We start from the raw sequence: 20669 nt of genomic DNA on the forward strand, positions 1-20669 counted from the left end.
CGGGACGGACACCGCGCGGAACTTCGACATGTACGACCGCAAGACCCTGACCCTCGCCGGCGAGCTCAAGCGCGCCCTGCGCAGCGAGTTCCCGGCGGTGGGTCGCCTCTCGTTCGCCGACCCGGATTTCATGGAGGTGCTGCTGGATTATGCCGGCCGCAGCCGATCGAGCATGGTGCAGGCGGCGGCGATGACCCTGCGGGGGCATCTGAGCGCCCCGGCGGCATCCCGATCCGAGGCCGATGCGGACGCCGACAACGCGCGGGAAGAAGGTTCGGCCGCGGAGCCGGGGGAGACACCGGACACCCCGGGTACAACCGATGCCGCCGAACCCGCGAAGAAGAAGGGTCGCCGGGTCTATCGCGGGAAGGTGATCGACGACGACTGACAGCCGCGCCGTTTTTGGCCAGACTTGGGGCTGGTGTTATTCGAGGCCCGCCATGGACGCGTTCTACCCCCCGACCGAACCCCATACCACCGGCACCCTGGAGGTCGGCGACGGCCACCGCCTGTACTACGAGGAATGCGGCAACCCGGAGGGCATCCCCGCGGTGTTCCTGCACGGCGGCCCCGGCTCCGGCTGCGAACCGTGGCACCGGCGGTTCTTTGATCCGGCGCGCTATCGCATCGTGCTGTTCGACCAGCGCGGCTGCGGCCGCTCCACCCCGCACGCCAGCCTGGAGGCGAACACCACCTGGCACGCGGTGGCCGACATCGAAAGGCTGCGGGAGGAACTGGGGATCGAGCGCTGGGTGGTGTTCGGCGGGTCCTGGGGCTCCACCCTGGGGCTGGCCTATGCACAGACCCAGCCCGGCCGGGTGCTGGGCCTGGTACTGCGCGGGATCTTCCTGTGCCGGCCGCGCGACATCCAGTGGTTCTACCAGTCGGGGGCCGACCGCCTGTTCCCCGAGGCCTGGGCGGCCTATCGCGACCACATCCCCGCGGAGGAACGCGACGACCTGGTGGCGGCCTATCATCGGCGCCTGACCGACCCGGACCCGGCGGTGCGCGAGGCGGCCGCGCAGGCGTGGTCGGCCTGGGAGGGCCATGCCTCCTGCCTGATCCCCAACGACGACGTAATCGGCCACTTCGAGGACCCGGAGGTGGCCCTGAGCCTGGCGCGCATCGAGTGCCACTACTTCAGCCACGACACCTTCCTGGAACCCGACCAGCTGCTGCGCGATGCCGGACGCCTGCGCGACATCCCGGGCTTCATCGTCCACGGGCGCTACGACGTGGTGTGCCCGGTGGAGCAGGCGGTGGCGCTCGCCGAGGTCTGGCCCGAGGCGGATCTGCAGATCATCCCGGATGCCGGGCACTCGGCCGCCGAACCGGGGATCGCGCGGGCGCTGGTCGCCGCCACCGATCGCCTGACCCATCTGGCGGGCGGGCTGGAGCCGGGCAGCGGCAGGGCGCGGACATGATCAGCCTGATCCAGCGGGTCAGCCGGGCGCGGGTGGAGGTCGCCGGGGAGATCATCGGCGAGATCGACACCGGGCTGCTGGCACTGGTGGGGGTGGAACCGGACGACGACGAATCGGCGGCCGAACGCATGCTCGACCGCCTGCTGGGTTATCGCGTGTTTCCGGACGAGGAAGGGCGCATGAACCGCTCGCTGGGCGAAACCGGCGGCGGGCTGTTGCTGGTGCCGCAGTTCACCCTGGCCGCGGATACCGGCAAGGGGATGCGCCCCAGTTTCACGACGGCCGCTTCACCGGAACGCGGCGAGGCCCTGTTCGGGCATCTGCTGCAGCGGGCGCAGCGGCGCCACACGCCGGTGGCCGCCGGGCGTTTCGGCGCCGACATGCAGGTGAGCCTGACCAACGACGGCCCGGTCACCTTCTGGCTGCAGGCCCGGCCCCGGGGCTGAACCGCGCTCGGGCTCAGACGTCCAGCACCAGGCGCGCCGGGTCCTCGATGGCCTCCTTGATCGCCACCAGGAACTGCACCGCGTCGGCGCCGTCGACCAGGCGGTGATCGTAGGACAGCGCGACGTACATCATCGGCCGGATCACCACCTCGCCGTCCACCGCCACCGGGCGTTCCTTGATCGCGTGCATGCCGAGGATGGCGCTCTGCGGCGGGTTGACGATGGGCGTGGAGAACAGCGAGCCGAACACGCCGCCGTTGGTGATGGTGAAGGTGCCGCCGCGCAGCTCGTCGATATCCAGCTTGCCGTTGCCGGCGCGCTCGGCGAAGTCGCGGATGCGGCGTTCGATGTCGGCAATGGAAGCGTTGCCGGTATCGCGCAGCACCGGCACCACCAGTCCGCGCGGTGACGACACCGCGATGCCGATATCGGTGAAGTGGTGGTAGACGATCTCCTCCCCGTCCAGCGCGGCATTGATCACCGGGAAGCGCTGCAGGGCCCGGGTCGCGGCCGCCACGAACAGCCCCATGAAGCCGAGCTTGATGCCGTGGGTCTGCTCGAAGGTATCCTTGTAGCGCCCGCGCAGGGCCATGGCCTGCGACATGTCGATCTCGTTGAAGGTGGTCAGCATCGCGGTGGACTGCTTCGCCTCCAGCAGGCGCTCGGCGATGCGCGCCCGCAGCCGGCTCATGGGCACCCGCTCGGTGCCGCGCTCGCCGGCCGCACGCGGGCCGCCGGTGGAGGCTTCCGCGCCGGCGCCAGCCGGCGCGCTGTCGCGTCCGGCGTCGCCGGCCTCCGGGCGACGGGGCGCGTCAGCGCCCTGCCCCCCGGCTCCGGAACCGGCCGCCGCCTGTTGCGCGCGTTCCACGTCCTCGCGCTGGATACGGCCATCGGGCCCGGTGCCGCGCACCTGATCCTCGCGCAGGCCGGCCTCCTGCAGCAGGCGGCGGACTGCCGGGCTCGGCGGGGGCGGCGAGCCGGCATCCGCGGCCGGTTCGGGCTCGGGGCCTTCGTCCGCTTCGTCGGCCTCGGCCGAGGCGGGGTCGGGTTCGGGCTCGACGTGCTCCCCGGCCGCCGGGGCCTCGTCGGCGGCCTGTGCCGAGGCCGGGCCCAGATGGCCGAGCACGTCATCGGCGTGCACGGTATCGCCTTCGGCCACGGCCAGGTCGACCAGGGTTCCGTCGGCGGGGGCGTTGACCTCCAGCACGACCTTGTCGGTCTCCAGCTCGGCGATCAGTTCGTCGCGACGCACGGCATCGCCAGGCTTCCCGTGCAGGGCGACCACGGTGGCATCGGCCACGGATTCGGGGAGTTGCGGAACCTTGATCGGGGTCTGCTCGGCGGACATCGGGCTTCCTTGTTCGGCGGTTTTGCGGGTCGGACTCAGGGTGTCGGGTGCGGCAGGTCACGGCTGCCCAGCGGGCCGAAGGCGCGCTCGAGGAGCTCCTCGTGCTGCGACCGGTGGACCTCGGGATAGCCCACCGCCGGAGCCGCCGCCGGCGGGCGCGCAACCGCGTGCAGGGCATGACCGCGCTCGGCCAGCAGCGGGGCCAGGCGCGGATACACGAAGCCGAGATAGCCCTGGTTTTCCGGCTCGTCCTGGATCCAGACGAATTCCTCGGCCTGCGGATAACGCTCCAGCACCTCGCGCATGCGGTCGCAGGGGAACGGGTAACACTGCTCCAGGCGCACCACGGCGACATCCTCGCGTTCGTCGGTCTGGCGGGTGGAGACCAGATCGTAGTGGATCCGGCCGCTGGTCAGCAGGACCCGACGGACCCGCTGCGGATCGGTCACCTCCGGGTCGTCCAGCACGGTCTCGAACCGTCCTTCGGCGAGGTCCTCCAGCGAGGAAACGGCCTGACGGTGCCGCAGCAGGCTCTTGGGGGTCATGACCACCAGCGGCTTGCGGTAGGGTCGCACCATCTGCCGGCGCAGCAAATGGAAGATCTGCGCCGGCGTGGTCGGCACGCAGACCTGCATGTTCTCCTGCGCCGCCAGCTGCAGGAAGCGCTCGGGGCGCGCGGAGGAATGCTCCGGTCCCTGGCCCTCGTAGCCGTGCGGCAGGAACAGGGTCAGGCCACACAGCCGCCCCCATTTCTGCTCACCGGAGGAGATGAACTGGTCGATCACCACCTGGGCGCCGTTGACGAAGTCGCCGAACTGCGCCTCCCAGATCACCAGCGCCTCGGGGGCCGCGGTGGCGTAACCGTATTCGAACGCGAGCACGGCCTCCTCGGACAGCAGCGAATCGATGACCAGAAAGCGCGGATGGTCCGGGTCCAGGCGGCGCAGCGGGACGTAGGTGTCGCCGGTGTTGCGTTCGTGCAGCACGCTGTGACGATGGAAGAAGGTCCCGCGCCCGGAGTCCTGTCCGGACAGGCGCACGCGATAGCCGTCCTGGATCAGGCTGCCGTAGGCCAGGGTCTCCGCCGCACCCCAGTCCAGCGGCTGTTCGCCGCGCGCCATCTGGCGCCGCGCCTCGAGGATCTTGTGCACCCGCGGGTGGGGCTCGAAGCCCTCCGGCGGGGTCGACAGGTGTTCCAGCGCGGTCGCCAGGCGCTCGCGGTCGACGCCCGTGGCCACGGCCTGATCCCAGGCCTGATGCAGGTACGGGCCCCAGTTGGTGCCGCCCGCACGGGTCTCGCGGGTGCGATCGCGCAGCAGCGAGTCGGCCACCGCCTCGCCGGCATCCAGCCGGTCGCGGTAGGCGTCGAGGATCTGCTCCTGCTGCTGCGCGTCGGTCAGGCCTTCCTCGGTCAGCTGACGGGCATAGCGCTCGCGGGTGGTCGGCAGGTCGCGGATGCGGTGGTACATGCGCGGCTGGGTCGCGGCGGGTTCGTCGGCCTCGTTGTGCCCCTGACGGCGATAGCAGACCAGGTCGATGACCACGTCCTTGCCGAAACGCATGCGGTAATCCAGCGCGATCTGGGTGACGAAGACCACCGCCTCGGGGTCGTCGCCGTTCACGTGCAGGATGGGCGCATTCACCATCTTGGCGACATCGGTCGCGTAATGCGTCGAACGTGCATCCTTCAGCGTGCTGGTAGTGAACCCGATCTGATTGTTCACGACCACGTGCACGGTGCCCTTGGTGGAGAACCCGCGGGTCTGCGACATGTTGAGGGTTTCCATCACCACGCCCTGGCCGGCGAAGGCCGCATCGCCGTGGATCACCACCGGCATCACCCGGTTGCCCTGCCGGTCGCCCAGACGCACCTGGCGCGCGCGCACCGAACCCTCGACCACCGGCGTCACGATCTCCAGATGCGACGGGTTGAAGGCCAGCGCCAGATGCACCGGTCCACCGGGGGTCTCCACATCGGACGAGAACCCCATGTGGTACTTGACGTCACCGGTGCCCCGATCATCGCGCGGACGCCCTTCGAACTCGTCGGCGAGTTCGCCCGGCGATTTGCCCAGCAGGTTCACCAGCACGTTGAGACGGCCACGATGCGCCATGCCCAGCACGAGCTCGGTCAGGCCGCGTGCGCCACCGCGCTGGACCAGGGCATTGAGCAGCGGGATCAGGCTCTCCGCGCCCTCCAGCGAGAAGCGCTTCTGGCCCACGTAGCGCTTGTGCAGGTAGCGCTCCAGGCCCTCGGCGGCAGTGAGGCGCTCGAGGATCGCCAGGCGGGTATCGTCGCCGAAACCGAAGCGCCCGTGCGCCGACTCCAGGCGCTCCTGCAGCCAGCGCTTCTCGTCGGTGGCCGTGATGTGCATGTATTCCGCGCCGATGCTGGCGCAGTAGGTCTCGCGCAGGACCTGTTCGATGGTGTCCAGCGGTGCCGGACCGTCAAGGAACAGCGAGCCGGGGTCGAAGGTCATGTCCGGGCTCACGCCTTCCAGCCCGTGGTATTCGCGGCTCAGCTCGCGCGGTGCCACCGGGGCCTCGCGCTCCAGCGGGTCCAGACGCGCGCCGAAATGCCCGAGGTAACGATAGGCGTTGATGAACTGCAGCACGCGGATCTGCAGGCGCTCGTGCTCCAGGTCGGGGCGATCGGTATGCCGGCGGCGCTCCTCGCCCCGCGCCGGCGCACGCGCCTGCGGTGCCGCATCCTCCAGGGCCCGGAAATAGTCGGCCCAGGCCGCCGGGACCGAAGACGGATCCTCGCGGAAACGCTCCAGCAGCGTCTCGGCAAACGCCAGATTGTCCGGGTGGGGGTCCTGTCCGGAAACCGGTTGATCCAGCCGATGGCGGGATGACATGTCGTTCATGGTGGTCCTGTGACGTCGGGCGTGCGCGCGAAGTTCTGCAGACCTCGACTGTACCGCGTTTGCTACCATGCGCGCATGGACGTTTCTCCCCTTCTTGAAGGCCTCAATCCGGCGCAGCGCGAGGCCGTGGCCGCGCCGTCGCAACCCGTTCTGGTGCTGGCCGGTGCCGGCTCCGGCAAGACCCGCGTGCTGGTCCACCGCATCGCGTGGCTGATCGGCGTGGAGAACATCGCCCCGCACGGACTGCTGGCGGTGACCTTCACGAACAAGGCCGCCAGCGAGATGCGCGGGCGCATCGAGGAACTGCTGGACTATCCGGCCAGCGGGCTGTGGGTGGGGACCTTCCACGGTCTGGCCCACCGCCTGCTGCGCCAGCACTGGCAGGAGGCCGCGCTGCCGCAGAGCTTCCAGATCCTGGATTCCGACGACCAGCTGCGCATGGTCAAGCGCGTGCTGCGCGGGCTGGAGCTGGAGGAGTCCCACTGGCCGCCGAAGCAGGCGCAGGGCTACATCAACGCGCGCAAGGACGAGGGCTCGCGCCCGGAACACCTCCCGGACACCGGCGACCCGATCGCGCGGCAGTGGGTGCGCATCTACACCGCGTATCAGCAGGCCTGCGAGCGCGCCGGGGTGGTGGACTTCGCCGAGCTGCTGCTGCGCTCGCTGGAACTGCTGCGCGACAATCCGGGGCTGCTGGAACACTACCGCACGCGCTTTCGCCACGTGCTGGTGGACGAGTTCCAGGACACCAACGACATCCAGTACGCCTGGCTGCGGCTGATCGCCGGCGGCAGCCCGGTGTTCGCGGTGGGCGACGACGACCAGTCGATCTACGGCTGGCGCGGGGCGAAGATCGAGAACATCCAGCACTTCCAGAAGGACTACCCCGGCACACGGGTCGTGCGGCTGGAACAGAACTACCGCTCCACCGCCAGCATCCTCAACGCCGCCAACGCGCTGATCCGCCACAACAGCGGCCGTCTGGGCAAGGAGCTGTGGACCGAGGACCTCGAGGGCGCGCCGGTGCGGCTGTACACCGCGCTGAACGAGCAGGAGGAAGCGCGCTTCATCGCCGAGACCATCGCCCGGCACATCGAGGACGGCGGCCAGCACCGCGAATGTGCGGTGCTGTACCGTTCCAACGCGCAGTCGCGCGTGCTGGAAGAGACCTTCATCGCGCGGCGCCTGCCGTACCGGGTGTACGGCGGGCTGCGCTTCTTCGAGCGCCAGGAGATCCGCGACGCGCTGGCCTACCTGCGCCTGGCCGGCAACAGCGACGATGACCCGGCCTTCCTGCGCGCGGTCAACCAGCCGCCGCGCGGGATCGGCGAAAAGACCCTCGACGACCTGCGCGCGGTGGCCGCGGAACAGGACATCTCGTTGCTGCGCGCGGCGCAGCGGGCGGTGCAGGCGAACGCGCTGTCCGGACGCGCGCGCAACGCGGTGGCGGGATTCCTGCAGCTGATCGAACAGATCCGCGACGCCCTGTCCGGGCGCCCGCTGGGGGAACAGGTCGAGCAGGCCATCGCCCTGTCCGGGCTGCGCGAGCACTACGCGAAGGAGAAGGGCGAACGCGGCGAGGCCCGTCTGGAGAACCTCGACGAGCTGGTGGGTGCGGCAAGGGCCTTCGACATGGAGGAGATCCGCGAGGAGGAAACCACCGGTGACCGCCTGACCGATTTCCTGTCGCACGCCGCGCTGGAATCGGGCGAGGGGTCGGCGGACCCCGACGAGGACGCGATCCAGATGATGACCCTGCACTCGGCCAAGGGCCTGGAGTTCCCGCTGGTGTTCCTGACCGGGCTGGAGGACGGACTGTTTCCCAATGCCCGCTCGGTGGACGAGCCCGGCCGCCTGGAGGAAGAGCGCCGCCTGGCCTACGTGGGCATGACCCGCGCGGAACGCCAGCTGTACCTGACCCACGCCGAGACCCGCCGGCTGTACGGTCGCGAGGCCTCCAACCCGGCCTCGCGCTTCCTCAACGAGATCCCGGAAGACATGCTCGAGGTTCTGCGCCCGCAGTCCTCGCCCTACGCCGCCGGGCGCTTCGCCGCCGCGCGCCAGCGGACCAGCAGCATGGACGCGCAGGCGGAATCGGCCCGCGAGGAGGGCCTGGCGATCGGCACCCGGGTGCACCACGCGCGCTTCGGCGAGGGGCTGGTCACGGCCTTCGAGGGCTCGGGATCCTCGGCCCGGGTACAGGTCAACTTCGCCGACGCCGGCGCCAAGTGGCTGGTGGTCGGCTTCGCCAAGCTGGACGTGCTGGCCTGACCCGGCTCAGACGCCGTATTCGGCGCGGTAGGCGCGCAGGGCGTCCAGGTGCTCCGGCGCGCGGCCGGTCTGCTCCAGCAGGGTGACCAGGTCGGTCAGCCGCGCCACGCGCACCACCTGCATGCCCAGGTCACTCTCCACTTCCTGGATGGCCGAGCGCTCGCCCGCGCCGCGCTCCTCGCGGTCCAGGGCGATGGCCACGCCCACCGGCGCGGCGCCGGCGGCGCGGATGATGTCCACCGATTCGCGGATGGCGGTGCCGGCGGTGATCACGTCGTCCACGATCAGCACACGACCCTCCAGCGGGGCGCCCACGATGTTGCCGCCCTCGCCGTGGTCCTTGGCCTCCTTGCGGTTGAAGGCCCAGGGGCGGTCCATGTCGTGGTCGCGGTACAGGGCTTCGGCCACGGCCGCCGCCAGCGGGATGCCCTTGTAGGCCGGGCCGAAGATCAGGTCGAAGTCGATCCCGGAATCCACGATCGCCTGCGCATAGAACTCGCCCAGACGGGCCAGGTCGGAGCCGCGGTTGAACAGCCCGGCGTTAAAGAAATAGGGGCTGGTGCGGCCCGATTTCAGCGTAAACTCGCCGAAACGCAGGACGTCGCGCTGCAGGGCGTATTCGAGGAAGGCGTGGGCGGTCATGACGGCTCCATGGTCGATTGCGAGGGGAAACGGCCCCTATTCTGACACAGCGTCCGGGCGGGTCTTTTCGCCGGCCGCGCGCGCGGGTATCGTTGCGCGCCATGCGCATAATGTCCATGAACGCCAACGGCATCCGTGCCGCCGCCCGCAAGGGCTTCTTCGACTGGCTGCCCGCCACCGAAGCCGACGTGGTCTGCATCCAGGAGACCAAGGCCCAGATCCACCAGATCCAGGGCGAGCCCTTCCATCCGCCCGGTTATCACAGCGCCTACGTGGACGCGGTGAAACCCGGCTACAGCGGGGTGGCCATGTACAGCCGGATGCAGCCGGACGAGGTCATCACCCGGCTGGGCTTCGAGGAGGCGGACAACGAGGGGCGCTACGTGGAGATGCGCTTCGGCAACCTGTCGGTGGTGTCGCTGTACCTGCCGTCGGGCTCATCCGGCGACCACCGTCAGGACTCGAAATGGCGCTTCCTCGAATTCTTCCGCCCGTGGCTGGCCGAGCGCATGCAGGACGGGCGCGAATGGGTGATCTGCGGCGACTGGAACATCGCGCACAAGGAAATCGACCTGACCAACTACCGTTCCAACCGCAAGAACTCGGGCTTTCTGCCCGAGGAACGGGCGTGGCTGGACCACCTGTTCGACGAGATCGGCATGGTGGATGTCTTCCGCCGGCTGGACGACCGCCCCGGGCAGTACACCTGGTGGTCCAACCGCGGTCAGGCCTGGGCGAAGAACGTGGGCTGGCGCATCGACTACCAGATCGCCACGCCGGGCATCGCCGCCACCGCGCGCGACCCGTTCATCTATACCGAGCAGCGCTTCTCCGATCACGCGCCGTTCTGGATCGACTATGACTACGCGCCCTGACAGCCGCACCGGGCTCGCCGCGCGGCACATGCCCCGTCGATGAGCGCCGCCGACGACGCGCAGGCCGCACCGCGCCGTGACTGGCGCGCGGCACTGGCGGTGTACCGCCATCCGCGTGTCATCGGCATGCTGTTCCTCGGCTTTGCCGCCGGGCTGCCGCTGCTGCTGACCGGCGGCACGTTCACCGCCTGGCTGCGCGACCTCGGGGTGGAGCTGTCGTCGATCGGCTTCCTCAGCTGGGTGGGCATGGCCTACAGCATCAAGGTGCTGTGGGCGCCGATCGTGGACCGCCTGGCGCTGCCGGTGCTGACGCGGCTGTTCGGCCGGCGCCGCGCGTGGATGCTGCTGGCGCAGGCCCTGATCATCATCTCGCTCACCGGCATCGCGCTCACCGACCCCACCGAGCAGCTGTGGCTGGTCGCGGTGTGGGCGGTGATCACGGCGTTCGCGGCGGCAACCCAGGACATCGCCATCGATGCCTACCGCATCGAGGCGGTGAGCAAGGAACGCCAGGGGGCGATGGCCGCGGCCTACGTGACCGGCTACCGCGTGGCCCTGCTGACCGCCGGGGCCGGGGCACTGCACATCGCCGCGGTGGGGACCTGGGGCCTGGCCTACGGCACCATGGCCGCGCTCATGCTGGTGGGCGTGATCTGCACCCTGATCGTGCGCGAGCCCGAGGTGGCCGAGCGCGACCGCAGGACCGCGCAGATCGAGCAGCGCGTGCTCGACTACATCAACAACACCTCGGACACCGGCTACTGGCGCGCCTTCAAGGCCTGGTTCATCGGCGCCTTCGTCTGCCCGTTCGTGGAGTTCTGGAAGCGCTTCGGCAAGATCGCCCTGCTGCTCATCGCGTTCATCGCGATCTTCCGCATCAGCGACATCTTCATGGGGGTGATGGCCAACCCGTTCTACCTCGATCTGGGCTTCAGCAAGGATCAGATCGCCAATATCGCCGCGGCCTTCGGCCTTGCGATGACCCTGGGCGGGGCCGCCGTGGGCGGGCTGCTGGTCGCGCGCTTCGGCATCATGCGCATGCTGATCGCCACCGCGCTGCTGGCGCCGATCACCAACCTGACCTTCTCCTGGCTGGCCCTGCTGGGTCCGGAGCTCTACGGGCTGGTATTCGCCATCATGGCCGACAACATTACCGGGGGCATGGCGATCTCGGTGTTCATCGCCTACCTCTCCAGCCTCACCAACAGCGCCTACACCGCCACCCAGTACGCGCTGTTCAGTTCGCTGATGACCCTGCCCGGGCAGTTCCTCGCCGGCTTCACCGGAGTGATGGCGGAGTTCATGGGCTGGTTCTGGTTCTTTGTCAGCTCGGCCGCGATCGGCATCCCCGCGGTCCTGCTGGCACTGTGGATCGCGCGCGTCGCCAACCCCGACCGCTTACCCCAGCCCGGGCGCGAAGAGGCCGCCGAACGGACCAACTGACCGTGGGAGCCTGCTTGCAGGCTCCCTCTGTCCTGTGCGCATCCTCCCATCCATGGAAGCGTGCCGGCACCCGTTGCGGACAGCGGCCTTGCCCCCGCGCACCAAACCCGGTTGTATACGGGGGATCGGGGAGACAATCGGGGACGGCGAAGGAATGCGCTTCTTTGAATACCAGGACCGGGCACGCCGGCGGCTGACGCTGCTGCTGGGCCTGTTCGTGCTGGTGGTGGTGCTGATGGTGGCACTGCTCAATATCCTGCTGCTGTATACCCTGGTCGAGCCCTGGCAGGAGCTCCGGCAGCTCATGCCCACCGCCGAGATGCTCGCGGAGCACCGTGGCTTTCTGCTGTGGACCACCGGACTGGCGATCGCGGTCATCGCCGGGGCCAGCCTGTGGCGCCTGTACCAGCTGCGGCGTGCCGGCGGCGGGCGCGGCATCGCCCGCGAGATGGGCGGCGATCCGGTGGATGCCGAGCCCGAGGACCCGAAGAACCGGCGGCTGCGCAACATCGTCGAGGAGATGGCGATCGCCGCCGGGCTGCCGGTGCCGGCGATCTTCGTGCTGGAACGCGAGCTGGGCATCAACGCCTTCGCCGCCGGCTTCACCCCGCATGACGCGGCCATCGCGGTGACGCGCGGGGCGATCGAGAGCCTCAACCGCCAGGAACTGAAGGCGGTGGTCGCCCACGAGTTCGGCCATATCCGTGCCGGCGACATGCGCCTGAACACGCAGCTGGTCGGCATCCTGTTCGGCATCGAGATGATCGCGCTGCTGGGCCTGGGCATGCTGCCCGGACGGCGCGCGCGCAGCGACCCGGGAGAGATGCGGGGGCCGGTGTGGTTCAACTTCGCGCTGGTGGCCGCCGGTGGGATCGGCCTGATCGGCGGGCGCCTGATCCGCGCAGCCATCGCGCGCGAACAGGAGTACCGCGCGGATGCCCACGCGGTGCAGTTCACCCGCAATGGGGACGGCATGGCCGGCGCCCTGCGCAAGGTAGCCGCGCGCTACGCCGGGCTCAACGCCAGTCCGGCAATGGTCGGACACATGCTGTTCGCCAACGGCGCCATTGACCAGCTGCTCGATACCCATCCGCCGCTGGAGAAACGCCTGGAGCGGCTGGGCCAGCCACTGGACGAGGAAGGCCTGGAACGCCTGGGCCGCGAGGCCACCGACCGGGTGCGCCGTGCGGTGACCGAACGCGAACGCCGGCGCCGCGAGCAGGAGGCTGCCGCCGAGCAGCAGCGGGAAGAGGAGGAGAACGGGCCGCTGGGCGAGGCCTTCGGGGCCGTGCCCGGCTCGCTGGCCGCCGCCCTGCTGGCCGCACTGCCGGGCGAACTGGCCCGCTCCGCCCGCAATCCGCACTGGGTCGCGGATCTGGTGCTCTACCTGATCCTGCATCCGGATCCGGAGATCCGCGAACAGCAGCTCCACATGATCCTGGAGACCCGCGGCCCGGACAGCGAAGAACGCGTGCGCCAGCTCCGTGCGATGGTCCCCGAACCCGCGGCCGAACACCGCCTTCCGCTGACCGAGATGGCTTTCCCTGCGCTGGCTCGGCTGAGCCGCGATGAACAACGGGCCCTGGCCGGACTCGTGGAACGCCTGATCCATGCCGATGGCCGTCTGTCCGCCACCGAATACGCCCTCGGCCGCATGTTGATCGAACACCTCGACCGGCGTCACGGGCACGGGGGCAAAACGACGCACGGGGGCAAGGATCCCGCCGGGAAGAACGCCCGGCACCGCGAAAACGCCGCACGCTACCTGCTGGCGACCCTCGCGCTGCATGGCCACCCCGACGACCCCGAGGCGGCGGAGGCCGCGCTGATCGCCGGCCTGGGCCGCTTCACCGGCAGCCTGCCGTTCAGCGCTCCCATCCCCGAGGAACTGCGTCAAGCCAGCCAGTCCGCGGCCTGGGCACGGATCCTCGACCGCGCGCTGGGGCGCCTGGCGCGCATGCCGCGCCACGACCGCCAGCGACTGCTGCAGGCCATGGACGACACCGTGCAGCAACGCGGCGACCCCACCGCGGAACAGCGCGAACTCGTGCGGATGATGGCCGCCTCGCTGCACCTCAACGTACCCCTTCCGGATGCCGGCGAACTGTTCGACGCCGGTCACTGACAAGTTTCGCGGCCCACAGCGCCGAGGACACCCATCCCAACGAAAGAAGGCCCGCATCTCGCGATGCGGGCCTTCCCGTTACAGCCGCTCGCTGAAACTCGCGCGGTGCGCGATCAGAAGCTGTAGTGCATGCCGACCATGAAGACCTTGTTGGAGCCGTCTTCGGGGAACGGGATCGGATCCGTGCCGGTATCACGCGCACGCTCGGCCGGAATCGCACCGGTCGGCTCTTCCTCGTAATAGTACTCGGCGAAGAACTTCAGGGCATCGTTTACGTTGAAGTCGTAACCCAGATGCACGACGTCCTCGCCGTAGTTATCGACGTTGGCAAGCATGCCCTTGAAGGTATGCTGACCCCAGTCGTAGGCGGCGTACACGTTGGCGGCGATGTCTCCGTCATCACCGAATACGTCCGCGTCCTGATCGCTGTCGATGTATTCGACCTTGGCGGACAGGGACAGGTCACCCATGCTGTGCATCGCGGAGAAGCCCCAGATACGGGTGTTCTGAGCGCCATCGACGTCGTCAACGCCCAGCGAGAGCGTGGTGTCCTGGAACGAGTAGGAACCGGTCAGCTGGTAACGGTCGTCCGGAGAACCGGAGCTGTCGGCATATCCCGAGTTGGCGCTGTAGGCCGCCCCGAAGGAGAAGCCGTTGAAGTCGGGGGAGTAGTACATCACGCTGTCGCTTTCGCGGAACGTGGTATAGGTCGCGAAGCCCGACTGGAAGGAGCTGAACATGTCGACCGGGAACGCGATCGCGTTGTAGTACGGCATCCAGTCACGGCCGTAGGCAAACGTGCCGGCCACATCGGACTCGAGGCCGATCTTGCCGATGCGAATGTCTTCATCGGCCGTATTGAACGGATCCTGCACCTTGCCATTGGCCAGATCCAGCGGCATCTCCAGCTGGGCGAAGGCGTTCAGTCCTTCGTTGAGCGGCAGGCTGCCGGTGAAGCCCACACGCGAGTAGGCATCGCGGAAGCCGTCGTAGCTATCCTCTTCAGCCGGATCGGCGGCTTCGTACTGGAGCCGCAGGGAGCCGTAGAAATCCCAGTCGATCGGACCGGCGCCTTCTTCCTGGGCCATGGCCATGCCGGGGGCGGCCAGGGTCGCGGCCACGGCCGCGGCAAGCATCTTCCTGTTCATCATCTTCCTGTCCTCGCGCTCAATTGAATTTTTTCGGGATATCCGGAACCGGCTCCGCCGTCCGGTCGGTGTGCGGCTTTTGCAACAGCTGCGCGCGGAACATCGCGGACGATCCATTCCACTGCACACCAGTACGGGTATATAAACGAAGTCTAATTCGTTGTAAAGGGCCCACACGCATGTATCCGGTGTGTCTGTTGTGCGCCACAAGCGGAAAGACCGCCTGCGGGTCCCGAAGTTCCGCCGAACGCACGGCGGCATGGCGCGGTCGCACGGGGTGAAGGCCACCGGGCCGTGTTTTCGTGACACGGTTTGCGCCGGAGGTATTTTTGCGCAAAAATAATGTTCGTTGACCATCACTGCCGAGAATCGCATGTCATCCGCCAGCGCCGCCACGCAAACGTCCGCAGCCCCGTCCGGGGGCGAGGACCCCGCACGCTCGGTCATCCGCCAGCTGCGGGTGATCATCCGGGCGCTGCAGGGGCATTCGCGCGCGGTGGAGCGGGCCTGCGGGATCAGTGCCTCGCAGCTGTGGGCGCTGTGGGAACTCCAGCGCACGCCGGGCCTGAACGTGAGCGACCTGTCGCGGCGGCTGTCGGTGCATGCCTCCACCACCTCCAACCTGCTGGACAAGCTGGAGCAGCAGGGCCTGGTCGAACGTCGCCGCCCGGAGCGCGACCAGCGCATCGTTCGCCTGTACGTCACCGAGACCGGGCAGGAACTGCTGGAACGCGCCCCGGCGGCCCCCCAGGGCGAGCTCAACCGGGCGCTGGAGGCGATGCCCCCCGAGGAACTGGCCGATCTGGACCAGAACCTGGCGATACTGGTGGAAACCATGCAGTCCACCGAGCAGCGCGCCGGGCTCAAGCCGTTCGAGGGCGGGGCCTGAACGGGATGCTCCGCCTCGCCGCCAGCTTCGGCCGCCTCGCGGTGCTGGCGCTGGCGCTGGCGCTCGTCCTGCTGGCCGGCCCGGTCCTGGCCGAACCCCGCTTCGACGATCCCCCCGAGCACTCCGCTGACGGCGGGTTCACCCTGCACTGGGAGGCCCCCGGAGCGGTGGTGCTGGAACGCGCCAGCGGCCCGGATTTCGACGATGCCCGCGTGATCTACGAAGGCGGCGACACCAGCAGTGTGATCAGCGGCCTGCCGGACGGCGAATATCGTTTCCGGCTGCGCGCGGCCGACGCCGACCAGGACGACTGGAGCGACCGCATCACGGTCGAGGTCGAGCATCACAGTCTCGCCCGCGCGTTTGGTTTCTTCGCCGTCGGCGGAGCGGTGTTCCTGTTGCTGATCGTCGTGCTGCTGCGGGGCCGCCCGCGCGGCTGACCCCCTCATGCCCCGGGCCATTGGCCCGGCCAACCGGAGACCTTCATGCCCGATTTCACCATCAACATGCCGCGCCTGCAGCAGGACATCAACGACCTCGCGCAGATCGGTCGCGATGCCGACCGCGGCCTGCACCGCCGCGCATTCTCCGACGGCGACCGCGCCGGGCGCGAGTGGTTCCGCCACCGCCTGGAGGCGGCCGGTCTGGATGTCTGGCAGGACGGGGCCGCCAATCTGCACGGTCGCCTGCAGTACGACGGCCGGCGGCCGGTGGTGGCGATGGGCTCGCATCTCGACACGGTGCCCGGCGGCGGTCCGCTGGACGGCGCGCTGGGCGTGCTGATCGGGCTCGAGGTGCTGCGCACCACGCAGGAGCAGGGGATCGAGCTGCAGTACCCGCTGGAGGTGATTGACTTCACCGACGAGGAGGGCCGCTTCGGCGGGATGTTCGGCTCCCAGGCGATGGCCGGCAAACTGACCCCGGAGAGCATCAGCCATGCGCGCGACCTGGAGGGCGTGACGCTGGTGGACGCGATGGCGGCCTGGGGCCTGAACGCCGACGACGCGCTGGCCGCGCGGCGCGACCCGAACACCCTGCACGCCTTTATCGAGACCCACATCGAACAGGGGCCGGTGCTGGACCGGCACGGCCTGAGCGTGGGGGTGGTGGAGGCCATCACCGGGCTGTTCAAGTGGGAGGTGCGCCTGAAGGGCCAGCCCAACCACGCGGGCACCACGCCCATGGACATGCGCGCGGATGCCTTCCAGGGACTGGCCGAGTTCGGCGGCGAGATCGATCGCCTGCTGGAGGAACACGGCAGCCCCAACTCGCGCGCGACCATCGGCCGCGTGGAGCTGTCGCCGGGGGCGCCGAACACCGTTCCCGGCACGGCGACCTTTTCGTTCGAGGTGCGCGACACCGACGAGAAGGTCCTGACCGCCCTGGCGCATGCGGCGCGGCGCACGCTCTCCAGCCTGGCCCGGCGGCGCGACCTGATGTTCGAGTTCGACGTGCTCTCGGAGATCGACCCGGTGCGCTGCGACACCGGGATCGTGCAGACCATCGAGGGCCAGGCCGAACGCATGGGACTGGAATACATCACCATGCCCAGCGGCGCGGCGCACGACACCCAGAGCATGAGTGCGATCACCCGCACCGGGATGATCTTCGTGCCCAGCCTGCAGGGGCGTTCCCATTCGGCCGCGGAATGGACAAACTGGGAGGACATCGAGACCGGCGCCAACCTGGCCCTGCACAGTGCGCTGGCACTGGCGGCCCCGCAGTAGCGCCACCCCAACCGATCAAGGAGCCCGCGGCATGGCCGACGACAACGTTTCCCGCCTGACCGACTACGACTCCCTGGATCCGCTGCGCGAGCAGTACCAGGAGAGCCTGATCAGCAAGCCGGTACTGCGGCGCGAGCTGCGCGAGCACCATGTCGCCCTGCTGTGCATCGACCTGCAGTACCTGGACGCCGCGCGCGGCCACGGGGTGTTCGCGGATTCGGCCGAATCCGGCATCCCGCTGGAGGCCCAGGAGTACTATTTCCATCGCCTGGAGGAGACCGTCCTGCCCAACGTGCGCCGCCTGCAGGATGCCTTCCGCGCCGAGGAGATGGAGGTCATCCACACCCGCATCCGTTCGCTGACCCGCGACGGGCGCGACCGCAGCCCGGGCCACAAGCGTCTCGGACTGCATGCGGCCCCCGACAGCAAGGATGCCGAATTCGTCCACGAGGTCGCGCCGCAGGGCGACGAGATCGTCCTCGACAAGACCGCGAGCGGCGTGTTCAACTCGACCAATCTGCACTACATCCTGCGGAACCTGGAGATCTCCTCCCTGTTCATCGTTGGCGTGTACAGCAACGAATGCGTCTCCACCGCGGTGCGCGACGCCTGTGACCTGGGCTTCTACGTGACGCTCATCGAGGACTGCTGTGCGACGGTGACCCCCGAGATGCAACGCGCCACCATCACCACCATCAAGGACCGCTACGCCCGCGTGATGACCACGGACGAGGCGATCCGCGAGATCACGAGGGTGCAGGAGGCGTCGTGACCGCCCTCGAGGAGCCCATCCTCCCGACTTCCGTCGCCTGGGGGCTGCTGGCGGCCTTCAGCGTCCTGTGGGTCGCGCTGGGCGCCTGGCTGGGACGCCGCAACTACACCGCCGCCGACCACATGCTGGCCGGGCGCAACGTGGGGCTGGCGCTGGCCAGCGCCACCGCGATGGCCACCTGGGTCACCGCCAACACCACCATGACCGCCCCGCAGCTCGCACTGGAGCTGGGCGTGTGGGGCATGCTGGGCTACTCGCTGGGCGCGCTGGGGCTGATCCTGTTCGCCCCGCTGGCCCGGCGCATCCGCGAACTGATGCCGCACGGCTTTACCTCCGGGGACTTCATCCGCCTGCGCTACGGGACCTTCACCTGGCGGGTGTTCCTCGGTGTATCCCTGATCTACGCCTTCGGCTGGCTGATCTCCATGGCGATGGCCGGCGGCGTGCTGATCAACGCCCTGGCCGGGATCGACTACCGCGTGGGCATGACCGTGATCCTGACGGTGTGCGTGATCTACACCCTGCTGGGCGGGCTGCGCGCGGTGATCGGCACCGACTTCATCCAGACCGTGATCATCATCGGCGGCGCCGCCTTCCTCGCCTGGATGACCATCGACCGGGTGGGTTTCGAGGCGATCCATTTCGACCTGATGGAAGAACGCCCGGAACTGCTGAGCCTGCTGTTCCCGGCGGCGATCATGTTCCTGTTCAACAACCTGCTGTTCGGCGTGGGCGAGATCTTCCATTCCAACGTGTGGTGGTCGCGCGCCTTCGCCTTCGGCCGCAACGTGGGCTTCCGTGCCTACCTGCTGGGCGGGCTGCTGTGGCTGCCGATCCCGATTGTGGCCGGCTTCGTGGCGCTGGCCACCCCGGCGCTGGGCATCAACGTGCCGGCGGCGGACATGGTCGGCCCGCTGGTGGCCGCCGAGGTGCTCGGCCTGACCGGGGCGATCGTGGTGTTCATCGTGGTGTTCGCCGCACTGGCCTCCAGCCTCGACTCGCTGCTGGCGGCCACCTCCGACCTGGTCACCCGTGACATCTACCGCGGGCACATCCATCCGCGCGCCTCGCAACAGACTCAGCTGCGGGCGACGAAGGTGATCGTGGTGCTGCTGGGGCTGCTGACCTGGCTGGCCGCCAGCTACCGCGGCGAGGTTCCGGTGGTCGGCTCGCTCGCGGCCCTGCTGTATTTCACCGGGGCCTTCGTGGCCAGCGCGATCTGGCCCATCGTGGCCGGGCTGTACTGGCGCCGCGCCAACCCGCAGGCGGCCGCCTGGGCGATGCTGCTGGGCTCCGGGCTGGGCCTGGCCAGCTACTTCATGATCGGCTGGTACGTGGCCGCACTGGTGGGCGCGGCGGTCTCGCTGGTGGTCATGGTCGCCGGCACCTGGCTGTTCCCGCGGCCTTTCGACTGGGACCGGCTCGCGCAGGATGACCACGACGCGCCCGCCGGCCGCGACACCCCGGAGGTGGCGACATGACGATCCCGGTAACCGCACTGGCGACCATCGTGATCATCGCGACCACGGTCGCGACCCTGACCCCGATCCTGCTGATCGCCCTGTTCATCCGTGACTGGAAGAGAGGATGCCTCTGGTGAATCCCGATGACCCGCTGAATACCCTCAAGCCACGGGACGGTGCCGCCGGCACCGATCGCCCGCGCGCCCTGCTGGAGGCGGTGGAGGAAAACCCCGACCCGCTGCTCAAGCTGGCCGCCTCGCACGTGGTCTCCAGCCGGCAGTTCACGCGCGAGGAGCTGCTGCAGCTGTTCCGTCTGGCCGCGCAGTACGAGACCACGCCGGCACTGGTCCATCTGCCGCTGGCCGGCAAGATCCTGATCAGCGCGTTCTACGAGCCGTCCACCCGCACGCGGCTGTCGTTCGAGAGCGCCTGGCACCGGCTCGGGGGATCGGTGATGTCGATCACCGACCCGAAGAGCACCGGCATCGCCAAGGGCGAATCGCTGGCCGACATCGCCGAGATGTTCAACAACTACGGCGACGTGCTGGTGCTGCGCTCCTCCGACGGCGAGGCCGTGCACAACATGCTGGAAAATCTGCGCATCCCGCTGGTCAACGCCGGCAACGGGATCGACGAGCACCCGACCCAGGCGCTGGCGGACGTGTACACCCTGGCCAAGTGGCGCCCGGAAGTGTTCCTGCCCGACTGCCCGCCGGAAAAGCACATCAAGGTGGGGATCGTGGGCGTGCCCTCGCGCATGCGCACGGTGCGCAGCCTGCTGAGCATGCTGAGCCTGTTCCCCGAGGCGATCGACGAGATCGTGGTGATTTCGCGCGAGGAGGAGAACTTCGACCCCGAGCAGCGCGAGCTGCTGGAGGGCGCGGGCCTGAAGCTGCGCGTGGTGAACGACCTGGACCCGGTGCTGCCGGAACTGGACGTCGTCTACATCAACGCCATCGCCTGGGTCGGCGACACCTTCGAGTCCATGGGCGAGGGCCTGAACCTGAACCGCCAGTCGCCGCTGAAGGAGGGTGCCATCATCATGCATCCGCTGGCGCGCGGCGCGGAACTGTCGACCGATCTCGACGACACCCCGCACAACTGGTACTTCGCCCAGGCGCGCGGGGCGGTGTTCGTGCGCATGGCCCTGCTGACCACGGTGGTGCGCCGGATCAGCGCGGTGATGGACACCCCGGAGGGCTGACACACCACCTTTTCACTAGAAC

18 protein-coding genes are annotated in these 20669 nt (G+C 68.9%); 14 read left to right on the forward strand and 4 right to left on the reverse strand.

All coding sequences use genetic code 11. From position 1 onward, the window contains the following. The first annotated feature begins 28 nt into the window (after positions 1-28). Genes F620_RS0102170 through dtd form a run of 3 tightly spaced genes read left to right on the forward strand, consistent with a single transcriptional unit; the run spans position 29 to position 1870 of the window. A complete protein-coding gene (locus tag F620_RS0102170; RefSeq protein ID WP_026279414.1) occupies positions 29-388 on the forward strand; it encodes a hypothetical protein in 360 nt (119 codons plus the stop codon). A gap of 52 nt (positions 389-440) precedes the next feature. After that, on the forward strand, positions 441-1424 hold the full coding sequence (gene pip / locus F620_RS0102175; protein ID WP_019569283.1) for a prolyl aminopeptidase: 984 nt from the start codon (positions 441-443) through the stop codon (positions 1422-1424). Continuing rightward, positions 1421-1870 carry a D-aminoacyl-tRNA deacylase gene (dtd, locus tag F620_RS0102180; protein WP_019569284.1) on the forward strand — a complete coding sequence of 150 codons (450 nt, stop codon included), beginning with the start codon at positions 1421-1423 and terminating at the stop codon, positions 1868-1870. The genes pip and dtd overlap by 4 nt, the downstream gene beginning before the upstream one ends. Before the next feature lie 13 nt (positions 1871-1883). Here the strand turns inward: dtd and odhB are convergent, their stop codons facing one another. Both odhB and F620_RS0102190 read right to left on the reverse strand, forming a co-directional pair. Then, complete coding sequence (gene odhB, locus F620_RS0102185) at positions 1884-3218, reverse strand: 2-oxoglutarate dehydrogenase complex dihydrolipoyllysine-residue succinyltransferase (RefSeq protein ID WP_019569285.1); 1335 nt, start codon at positions 3216-3218, stop codon at positions 1884-1886. Between the two features lie 35 nt (positions 3219-3253). Next, positions 3254-6088, reverse strand: coding sequence for a 2-oxoglutarate dehydrogenase E1 component (locus tag F620_RS0102190; protein ID WP_019569286.1), 2835 nt, complete (start codon positions 6086-6088; stop codon positions 3254-3256). 75 nt (positions 6089-6163) lie between these two features. On the opposite strand from F620_RS0102190, the gene uvrD reads away from it, so the two are divergent. Continuing rightward, positions 6164-8359 (forward strand): DNA helicase II, encoded by a 2196-nt coding sequence (gene uvrD, locus F620_RS0102195; RefSeq protein ID WP_019569287.1) that lies wholly within the window; start codon positions 6164-6166, stop codon positions 8357-8359. A gap of 6 nt (positions 8360-8365) precedes the next feature. Here uvrD and pyrE read toward each other — a convergent pair whose 3' ends face one another. Continuing rightward, a complete protein-coding gene (gene pyrE, locus F620_RS0102200) occupies positions 8366-9001 on the reverse strand; it encodes an orotate phosphoribosyltransferase (protein WP_019569288.1) in 636 nt (211 codons plus the stop codon). Between the two features lie 101 nt (positions 9002-9102). Here pyrE and F620_RS0102205 point away from each other — a divergent pair, with 101 nt between their 5' ends. From F620_RS0102205 to F620_RS0102215, 3 genes are all read left to right on the forward strand, one after another. Next, positions 9103-9876: an exodeoxyribonuclease III gene (locus tag F620_RS0102205; RefSeq protein WP_255349476.1), complete on the forward strand. Its 774-nt coding sequence runs from the start codon at positions 9103-9105 to the stop codon at positions 9874-9876. 39 nt (positions 9877-9915) lie between these two features. Beyond that, positions 9916-11319, forward strand: coding sequence for an AmpG family muropeptide MFS transporter (locus tag F620_RS0102210; protein ID WP_019569290.1), 1404 nt, complete (start codon positions 9916-9918; stop codon positions 11317-11319). Positions 11320-11473: 154 nt separating this feature from the next. Next, on the forward strand, positions 11474-13444 hold the full coding sequence (locus F620_RS0102215; protein ID WP_019569291.1) for a M48 family metalloprotease: 1971 nt from the start codon (positions 11474-11476) through the stop codon (positions 13442-13444). Between the two features lie 113 nt (positions 13445-13557). Here the strand turns inward: F620_RS0102215 and F620_RS0102220 are convergent, their stop codons facing one another. Then, complete coding sequence (locus F620_RS0102220) at positions 13558-14595, reverse strand: porin (RefSeq protein ID WP_019569292.1); 1038 nt, start codon at positions 14593-14595, stop codon at positions 13558-13560. Between the two features lie 370 nt (positions 14596-14965). Between F620_RS0102220 and F620_RS0102225 the strand changes: the two genes are divergently transcribed. From F620_RS0102225 to F620_RS0102255, 7 genes are read left to right on the forward strand one after another with little or no spacing between them, the layout of a single operon-like run. Then, the gene (locus tag F620_RS0102225; RefSeq protein WP_019569293.1) at positions 14966-15481 is read left to right on the forward strand and encodes a MarR family winged helix-turn-helix transcriptional regulator; all 516 of its coding nucleotides are present in this window, start codon (positions 14966-14968) and stop codon (positions 15479-15481) included. 5 nt (positions 15482-15486) lie between these two features. Next, positions 15487-15921: a fibronectin type III domain-containing protein gene (locus F620_RS0102230; RefSeq protein WP_019569294.1), complete on the forward strand. Its 435-nt coding sequence runs from the start codon at positions 15487-15489 to the stop codon at positions 15919-15921. Between the two features lie 45 nt (positions 15922-15966). After that, a complete protein-coding gene (locus F620_RS0102235; protein ID WP_019569295.1) occupies positions 15967-17208 on the forward strand; it encodes a Zn-dependent hydrolase in 1242 nt (413 codons plus the stop codon). Between the two features lie 31 nt (positions 17209-17239). Continuing rightward, positions 17240-17980 (forward strand): cysteine hydrolase family protein, encoded by a 741-nt coding sequence (locus tag F620_RS0102240; RefSeq protein WP_018868950.1) that lies wholly within the window; start codon positions 17240-17242, stop codon positions 17978-17980. After that, on the forward strand, positions 17977-19461 hold the full coding sequence (locus F620_RS0102245; protein WP_018868949.1) for a sodium:solute symporter family protein: 1485 nt from the start codon (positions 17977-17979) through the stop codon (positions 19459-19461). The genes F620_RS0102240 and F620_RS0102245 overlap by 4 nt, the downstream gene beginning before the upstream one ends. After that, positions 19458-19580 carry a hypothetical protein gene (locus F620_RS15620; RefSeq protein ID WP_018868948.1) on the forward strand — a complete coding sequence of 41 codons (123 nt, stop codon included), beginning with the start codon at positions 19458-19460 and terminating at the stop codon, positions 19578-19580. Before F620_RS0102245 ends, F620_RS15620 begins: the two co-directional genes overlap by 4 nt. Beyond that, the gene (locus F620_RS0102255) at positions 19568-20647 is read left to right on the forward strand and encodes an aspartate carbamoyltransferase (RefSeq protein WP_018868947.1); all 1080 of its coding nucleotides are present in this window, start codon (positions 19568-19570) and stop codon (positions 20645-20647) included. The genes F620_RS15620 and F620_RS0102255 overlap by 13 nt, the downstream gene beginning before the upstream one ends. Positions 20648-20669: the final 22 nt, after the last annotated feature.

Origin of the sequence: Thioalkalivibrio sp. ALE11 (assembly GCF_000381205.1) — a bacterium.
In the GTDB taxonomy this organism is placed as follows: domain Bacteria; phylum Pseudomonadota; class Gammaproteobacteria; order Ectothiorhodospirales; family Ectothiorhodospiraceae; genus Thioalkalivibrio.

Excerpts from the sequence above, each read along its gene's own strand:
- F620_RS0102170 (WP_026279414.1), top strand. The coding sequence starts at position 29 with ATGTACGACCGCAAGACCCTGACCCTCGCCGGCGAGCTCAAGCGCGCC.
- pip (WP_019569283.1), top strand. The coding sequence starts at position 441 with ATGGACGCGTTCTACCCCCCGACCGAACCCCATACCACCGGCACCCTG.
- dtd (WP_019569284.1), top strand. The coding sequence starts at position 1,421 with ATGATCAGCCTGATCCAGCGGGTCAGCCGGGCGCGGGTGGAGGTCGCC.
- odhB (WP_019569285.1), bottom strand. The coding sequence starts at position 3,218 with ATGTCCGCCGAGCAGACCCCGATCAAGGTTCCGCAACTCCCCGAATCC.
- F620_RS0102190 (WP_019569286.1), bottom strand. The coding sequence starts at position 6,088 with ATGAACGACATGTCATCCCGCCATCGGCTGGATCAACCGGTTTCCGGA.
- uvrD (WP_019569287.1), top strand. The coding sequence starts at position 6,164 with ATGGACGTTTCTCCCCTTCTTGAAGGCCTCAATCCGGCGCAGCGCGAG.
- pyrE (WP_019569288.1), bottom strand. The coding sequence starts at position 9,001 with ATGACCGCCCACGCCTTCCTCGAATACGCCCTGCAGCGCGACGTCCTG.
- F620_RS0102205 (WP_255349476.1), top strand. The coding sequence starts at position 9,103 with ATGCGCATAATGTCCATGAACGCCAACGGCATCCGTGCCGCCGCCCGC.
- F620_RS0102210 (WP_019569290.1), top strand. The coding sequence starts at position 9,916 with ATGAGCGCCGCCGACGACGCGCAGGCCGCACCGCGCCGTGACTGGCGC.
- F620_RS0102215 (WP_019569291.1), top strand. The coding sequence starts at position 11,474 with ATGCGCTTCTTTGAATACCAGGACCGGGCACGCCGGCGGCTGACGCTG.
- F620_RS0102220 (WP_019569292.1), bottom strand. The coding sequence starts at position 14,595 with ATGATGAACAGGAAGATGCTTGCCGCGGCCGTGGCCGCGACCCTGGCC.
- F620_RS0102225 (WP_019569293.1), top strand. The coding sequence starts at position 14,966 with ATGTCATCCGCCAGCGCCGCCACGCAAACGTCCGCAGCCCCGTCCGGG.
- F620_RS0102230 (WP_019569294.1), top strand. The coding sequence starts at position 15,487 with ATGCTCCGCCTCGCCGCCAGCTTCGGCCGCCTCGCGGTGCTGGCGCTG.
- F620_RS0102235 (WP_019569295.1), top strand. The coding sequence starts at position 15,967 with ATGCCCGATTTCACCATCAACATGCCGCGCCTGCAGCAGGACATCAAC.
- F620_RS0102240 (WP_018868950.1), top strand. The coding sequence starts at position 17,240 with ATGGCCGACGACAACGTTTCCCGCCTGACCGACTACGACTCCCTGGAT.
- F620_RS15620 (WP_018868948.1), top strand. The coding sequence starts at position 19,458 with ATGACGATCCCGGTAACCGCACTGGCGACCATCGTGATCATCGCGACC.
- F620_RS0102255 (WP_018868947.1), top strand. The coding sequence starts at position 19,568 with ATGCCTCTGGTGAATCCCGATGACCCGCTGAATACCCTCAAGCCACGG.